The following is a 6,882-nucleotide window of genomic DNA, read 5'->3' on the forward strand; positions in this document are numbered from 1 at the left end:
ATCCACGCCTCTCACGAGAAACAGAATGCCCCATACCGCCATTGTGTTATTTATTTACAGGAGACTCTTATAAAAAACCTTTAATGCGCTCGAGCCTTTTTCAAGAAGCCCCTATAATAGCCTAAAACTTTAATAGTCTAAGATTTCTTGCGCACATCCCTCTTTACTTCATAAAGCGATAAGACGATATCATCGTTTTATTTTTTTGTTCTCAATGTCCAACAGCTCTTATTGCATTAAGTCTATTCATAAAAAGAAGATTTTAAAACTTCCTCATAATGGATGGCATGAATAAAAAACATCTCATACACTCAAAAACAAAAGATAGAAAGTAACCAATAAACAGAACAACAATAGAATATTTATAATGTACGCTAATAATGCTATTTATCTAAACATATATTATGTTTTAAGATAAATTGGCAAAGCTTTATAAAAATTTTTCTTCCAATTCTTATAGAGAGAAAAAGGTTACGATAATAACCGGGTAAAACGCTGAACAGTCCCATGCATTCCATACTCCAACGCATCAGCAATAAGCCCATGGCCAATAGAAACTTCATCAAGCCAAGGAATATTTTTGATCAGAGCAGGAAGATTCATAATCGTCAGATCATGCCCTGCATTCATACCTAACTGCAACTCTTTCGCTCTCTTTGCAGCTAAAACAAGTTTATTGAGCTCTTGATCTTGTGTTGTTTTGTCCTGAAATGCAGCACCATAAGGTCCAGTGTAAAATTCCACACGATCAGCTCCTATTGCTTTAGCAATGTCAAGACCATCAATAGTAGGATTAGCAAAAAGTGATACACGAATTTTTCTTTTTTTTAAATGCTGAATAATAGGCGCTAAAAATTCTGCATCATGAGCAAAATCCCAACCATGATCAGACGTTGACTGATCTGGATCATCAGGAACAAGAGTAATCTGATCGGCATAGTTTTTAGCAATATCCAAAAATTGATCACTTGGATAACCTTCAATATTAAACTCAGCAGGAGGAAAAGTGTTCTTTATTAAACCGTATATATCCGGCAAATCCGCAAAACGAATATGCCTTTCATCAGGGCGTGGATGAACCGTCAAACCCGCTGCTCCAGCGGCAAGCGCTATATGCCCCATATTCTTGATACTTGGCCACGGAAGGTTACGTCGATTGCGCAAAATAGCAACAGCATTAAGATTAACCGAAAGTTTTACTGCCATGCCCATTTCCATTTTTCTACAGTGTATAACAAGATAGAAAAAAGGCATTTTCCATCTGAAACTCAGATAATACACATATTTTCTCTATCGAACAATCGTTAAATGCTCTGCTGCGCGGGTAATTCCTGTATAAAGCCAGCGTGCATACATATCACGAAATGCAAAACTTTCGTCAAACAAAACGACGTTATTCCATTGAGAACCTTGCGCTTTATGAACCGTCAATGCATACCCATAATCAAAATCATCATAGCGCTTTTTTAATTGCCATGAAATTTCCTGATCAGGGTTTTCAAAGGCTGCTTTTAAAAGTTTAATCTTTGCTACCCCACGCTCACTTTCTTCTGGTTTCACAAGAAGATTAATGCTTGGTTTAACTGTCTCCTTCTGTGAAGTCATCACCTTCCATAAAGAGCCATTTAACAAACCTTTAGGAGGATCATTTCGCAAACACACAAGCTTATCTCCCGCTTGCGGATAATCTGCTGTAAATCCCTTTAATATACGTAAACGTTGATTATAAAGGTGGCGTGTACGATTAATCCCTACCAAGACCTGATCAGCATCCAAAACCAATTGTTGATTGACCTCTTTACGTGTAACAACGCGCGCTTCTCCATAGTCACCATAAGCAATATCGCGTCCTTCACGTACATCCATAGCAAGCCGTATAATCGGATTATCTCGTGCTTGCCGATGAATTTCTGAGAGAAGAAAATCTGGTTCCCCATTCGAAAAAAAACCTCCACCTGATATAGGAGGCAATTGACCAGGATCACCAAGAACAAGAATTGGCGTCCGAAAGCTCATTAAATCACGTGCCAATTGTTCATCAACCATCGAACATTCATCAACAATAATGAGTTTAGCTTGTGCCGCAGCACTTCTTCGATTTAATGTAAATGTTGGAGCAAGAGACTTTTTTCCCGTAATTTCATCAGAAACTTCCTCTTCTCCACGCGGACAATAAATCAATGAATGAATCGTACAAGCATTGCTTGCACCTTTAGAACGTAAAACCTGTGCAGCCTTCCCTGTAAAAGCAGCAAATTGAACAGAACCATCAACTGTTTCTGCAAAATAGCGCGCAAGCGTCGTCTTACCTGTCCCCGCATAGCCAAAAAGGCGAAAAAGAGGAGAACGCCCTTCTTTCAACCACGCGGCAACAGCCTTTAATGCATTATCCTGTTCCGACGAAAATTGCATGATTTATCAAAATAAGATTCGCATAAAAAGAGCAAGCATTAAAAACACGATCAAAAAAACTGTCGTTAAGAACTTTTCATACATAGGCTATCTCACGACTTTCGTAGCACAATTATCAATTATTTACCCATTGCTTTTCAATATATTGGAACAATCTCAATTGATCTATCCATCGATCTTCTTGGTAATACCTTATACTTATCAACTAAAATATCATTTTTTACAACAGTAATACCAACAATGGAATATACATAACTTAAATTTAAAATAACACCTCTATATGCTTTTCCTAACCAAAATTTAGAATGAGAAAAAGAGCACTGCAATTGCAAAACCATCGCTAGAAAGAATGTCCTTAACAGAGGATAAGAATAATGTAATTTTATGAATACTATTTTACACAATCAATCAGCTTTCTTGCATATAAAAAATAAGTACATCAACTCATAGCGAAATAATAATTAAATATATCAAAAAACTTTTGGCAGAAATAGAAATAGTTCTCAACAAAAAGACTTAATCCTATGATGATACACCTATAAAGTTCCTATCTCCCTCTTATCATGATGTTAATAAATTTACTCTTCATGCTACAAATAAGTTATATTTCAACGAATAAAGAGAGAGATCACGCTTATATGAAGCACACTTTGTCTCGCACAAATATGTCGCTTTTTCTGTTTCGACAATAAAATCTGGTTCGCAAATATGGTCTTCTTGGTAGCCTATTATAAGAAAACTGGGACATGATTTCAGTCCAGCGTAGCACTTCAGATTCGTCCTCCAAAATATGAGAAAAGCGCAATTCTCCATCGACTAAGTCAAATTTTTTCTTTTTGTCACAATGTGTTAAAGTTTATAAAAACAAACTGATTAATACTATTCTTATTGCTAGAAATAACAATGAAATCAAGGGGTATAGTTTGTTAATAAACTTGGCGTTATGTCAAAATATCAGCGATGAGATTGCTTTTTTGTTATTTTAGAAATGAAATAATGAACTCAAATATTGATGAATGAAACGGGCGGTTTCAATTGAAAATATTAATTCCAGATGACTATCAAAAAGCCACCCTAACATTACAATCTATTATAAAATTAATGAAGTGCTGGTTATCAATAATTTAGCTAAAGAATGTAATTTAGAAGATAAGCTCAAAGAGATCGATATTCTTATCTTAATCAGAGAGCGGATGATAGTTGATAGAAATCTTCTCCTGAAACTGCCAAATTTAAAATTAATCTGCCAAACAGTCCCTATAGGTTCACATATTGATATAGAAGCTTGTAGAGACTTAAGGATTGAAATATTAGACGGTGGTGAAATCCAACTTCTGCTGCTGAATTTGCGTGGCTCTTAATGATGTCTGCGCGTAGAAAACTCTGTAAATCTGTATCTGATATGAAAAAAGGGCGATGGCAAACAACATTTGGCAACCAAATGAAAGGAGTGACTTTTGGAATATTCGGGTTTGGGCGTATTGGTAAAATGGTTGCTCAATATGCCCAAACTTTTGGCATGTCCATTTTGGTTGATGGGAGCGAGCGTTCAACGCAAGAAGCAAAAAAATTAGGTTATCATTTTACGCATTCAAAAGATGCATTTTTTACACGTCCTGACGTTATATCCGTCCATTTACGTTTAAGCGATAAAACCAGAGAAATCATACGACGATTAGATGATCTATTGCGCATGAAACCTCATGCTATTTTTGTTAACACTGCGCGTTCAGCTTTGGTTGAAAAAGGGGCGATAGAAAAAATACTAAGTTTGGAAAATTCAATTTACTTTGCACTGGATGTTTATGACAGCAAGCCCATATATGAAAGCAAATTATTGCAATTAGATAGAGTTCTTTGCACACCGCATCTGGGCTATGCGACTAGAGAAAGCTTTGAAAATTATATTGAAAAAGCTTGCCAAAATATAGCGTATTTTATGAGGAGCGCTTAATGCCGGCTGAGCTAATGTTTGTAAAATTTATCTTATATCGCCAGCATATCAAATTTGCACGACACATAATAGCTTATTTTCTTAAATTAGGCATATGCCTTAGTTTTCATATTCGTAATAATCGTATTGACAGATTTTTATGTCATCAGCATAAAATGCCTAATTTATTGTTGTAATCATTATTAAAAAAGGCTACTTTGTTAGAACGCACTTTAATTGGAGGGGGGCAGAAGTGAGCAATAATAAATTTGTAGAAAAAAATTATTATAGATGGATTATATTGCTTGTTGCCACTATCGCTCAAGCATCGGCCTGTTTCTTTGTTCAAGGGATTGGTCCTTTAGCTGAATTTTTTAAGAAGGATTTCTTGCTTAGTGACTCTCAGATAGGTTTGCTGTCTTCAGCAGCGCAATTCCTACCTATTATTGGGTTACTTGTAGCGGGCGAATTACTAGATAAGTTTAACGAGCGTTATATTGTTGGTATTGGCGCGGTTGGCGTTTCTGTCACTCTTTTGTTGGGTGCAATCGCAGATAACTATATTTCCCTTTTGGTTTGTTTGCTCATTGTAGGGGGATTTTACAGTTCTGCTCAACCCGGTGGCGCTAAATCTGTTTCTTCATGGTTTCCACAATCGCAACGTGGATTTGCAATGGGAATAAGGCAAGCGGGATTACCATTAGGTGGGGCATTAGCTGGGATAGTTCTTCCTGCTAGTGCGCTTGTCTATGGCATACAAGGTGCGTTTTTGGTCGGTGCCATAGTTTCTTTTTTAGGTGGATGTATATTTATTATTTTTTATCACTCACCAGCAAAAATCGTAGCTAGCATTCCAGCAAGCAAGGCAAGAGTTTCGTTCTATGCAAATGTAAGATCTCGTCTTGCAATGTTGGCTGCACCGCATATGAAGAATATTATTTTTTCAGGCGTTTCACTTGTGATCGTTCAATATGTTTTAACCATTTTTATAACGATTTATTTTTATAAAGTCTATCACCTGTCTTTAGATAAAAGTGCTTATTTATTTTTTGTTTCACAGGCTTCTGGAGCCTTAGGAAGAATTATTTTAGCAGCGTGGAGTGATCATTGTAGAAAAGGACGATTTTTTCCTGTCTTGTTTTGCATGATTGCAGTCGTTTTTGGATTTTTAATATTAATTTTGGGCATTAGTGGATCCATAATTTATTTAACTATTTTATCTGCTTGGTTAGGTTTTTTTGGATTGGGATGGTATGGTCCTTGGGTTGCTTATATTGTAGAATCTTCGCCGAAAGAAAGCGTGGGCTTTTCTCTGGGTTTAGCAATGTCTGTAAATCAAATCGCAATTATTACTGCACCACCATTATTTGGATTCATCCAAGATTTTACAGACACTTATTTACTCACATGGCTGATTTTAATTTTAATTATTGTTTTTTCACTTTTCTTAATGAAAAAGTAGGGAAATATAAATGGGGAGAAAATTATAATGATCAATGAAAATACTTTTGAGTTGAGCAATGTCGAAAGAGACAAACTTTGGGAAGCTTTAGACCATGTTAATTATGATCCATACGGTGGTATTGAATATTCGATTGAGTTAAAAAAAATAGCATTTTCGCTGCTACCGTACAGAATATTGACAATTCTTATGAATCAAAAGATGTCTATTGCCCCGAGACCATATTTAATCTTTGAAAACCTTCCAATTGATAGACAAATTAATACGTCACCTAATCCTTATAATTTAGATGCGTCTTGTAAAAGTGGCTATATTAGCGAAAATTTAATTATGATGTTTTCTTTATTGATCGGAGAGCCTTACTCAATTAAGTTTGAAGGCGAACATATAGTAAATAACCTAGTTCCTTTAGAGGATAATAAAAAAGATTATACAGGATTAGGATCTGAAGTTGAGTTAGATTTTCATATAGAAAATGCTGCACTAAAATTTATAACGGGTTTAAATTTATCTCCTAAAGGAATACTTTTATCGGGTGTTCGCAATGATGTTGATGGTCCGTTAACGAGAATATCTGATGCACGTCTAGCATTAAAACTTTTAAGTGAGGAGGATTTGAGGAGCTTAAGGGATAATTTATATATAATTAATGTTCCCTATAGATGGAGAAAAAATGGGGTAACTTCTACAAGTAAAGTGCCCCTCGTTCAAGGGGACGGTGAATTCCCAGATATCAGCGCTGTTTTTTATCCGGGCATGTTAGAGCCACAATCAAAAAAAGCTAAGGAAGCTTTAGATCATTTTTATGAAGCTATTAAGGCTGTATCTTTTGGAATTGATGTACAACCAGGAAGATTATTATACATCGATAACAGAATAGCTCTACACTCTAGAGATAAATTTTTTGGATCATTTGATCGTTATAAAAATCCAATGCGGTGGATTCAAAGAGTGTTTGTGTCCGCAGATTTATGGAATCATAGATATGTAGAACAAATAAAAGAAAGGGTATTTGATTTTCAATGTTAATGTCCAGATAATGATATGATGTTGAGTATTATTCTGGTTTATATCT

General features: G+C 35.5%; 6 protein-coding genes. 4 read left to right on the top strand and 2 right to left on the bottom strand.

The features are described 5' to 3' along the window. Positions 1-471: 471 nt before the first annotated feature. A complete protein-coding gene (locus tag BN338_RS00905) occupies positions 472-1,206 on the bottom strand; it encodes a pyridoxine 5'-phosphate synthase (protein WP_039758154.1) in 735 nt (244 codons plus the stop codon). 84 nt (positions 1,207-1,290) lie between these two features. Continuing rightward, positions 1,291-2,412: an ATP-dependent DNA helicase gene (locus tag BN338_RS00910; protein WP_039758156.1), complete on the bottom strand. Its 1,122-nt coding sequence runs from the start codon at positions 2,410-2,412 to the stop codon at positions 1,291-1,293. 1,106 nt (positions 2,413-3,518) lie between these two features. On the opposite strand from BN338_RS00910, the gene BN338_RS12880 reads away from it, so the two are divergent. From BN338_RS12880 to BN338_RS00925, 4 genes are all read left to right on the top strand, one after another. Further along, positions 3,519-3,773 (top strand): Rossmann-fold NAD(P)-binding domain-containing protein, encoded by a 255-nt coding sequence (locus tag BN338_RS12880; RefSeq protein ID WP_083868403.1) that lies wholly within the window; start codon positions 3,519-3,521, stop codon positions 3,771-3,773. 41 nt (positions 3,774-3,814) lie between these two features. Further along, entirely contained in the window at positions 3,815-4,366 is a 552-nt protein-coding gene (locus BN338_RS12885; protein ID WP_244427577.1) for an NAD(P)-dependent oxidoreductase, read from the top strand. A gap of 232 nt (positions 4,367-4,598) precedes the next feature. Further along, entirely contained in the window at positions 4,599-5,807 is a 1,209-nt protein-coding gene (locus tag BN338_RS00920) for an MFS transporter (RefSeq protein ID WP_039758158.1), read from the top strand. A 27-nt stretch (positions 5,808-5,834) separates the two neighbouring features. Next, a complete protein-coding gene (locus BN338_RS00925; protein WP_039758160.1) occupies positions 5,835-6,836 on the top strand; it encodes a TauD/TfdA family dioxygenase in 1,002 nt (333 codons plus the stop codon). The last annotated feature ends 46 nt before the right edge of the window (positions 6,837-6,882 follow it).

It is taken from the genome of Bartonella queenslandensis AUST/NH15 (assembly GCF_000312585.1).
Taxonomy (GTDB): domain Bacteria; phylum Pseudomonadota; class Alphaproteobacteria; order Rhizobiales; family Rhizobiaceae; genus Bartonella; species Bartonella queenslandensis_A.

Excerpts from the sequence above, each read along its gene's own strand:
- BN338_RS00905 (WP_039758154.1), bottom strand. The coding sequence starts at position 1,206 with ATGGCAGTAAAACTTTCGGTTAATCTTAATGCTGTTGCTATTTTGCGC.
- BN338_RS00910 (WP_039758156.1), bottom strand. The coding sequence starts at position 2,412 with ATGCAATTTTCGTCGGAACAGGATAATGCATTAAAGGCTGTTGCCGCG.
- BN338_RS12885 (WP_244427577.1), top strand. The coding sequence starts at position 3,815 with ATGAAAAAAGGGCGATGGCAAACAACATTTGGCAACCAAATGAAAGGA.
- BN338_RS00925 (WP_039758160.1), top strand. The coding sequence starts at position 5,835 with ATGATCAATGAAAATACTTTTGAGTTGAGCAATGTCGAAAGAGACAAA.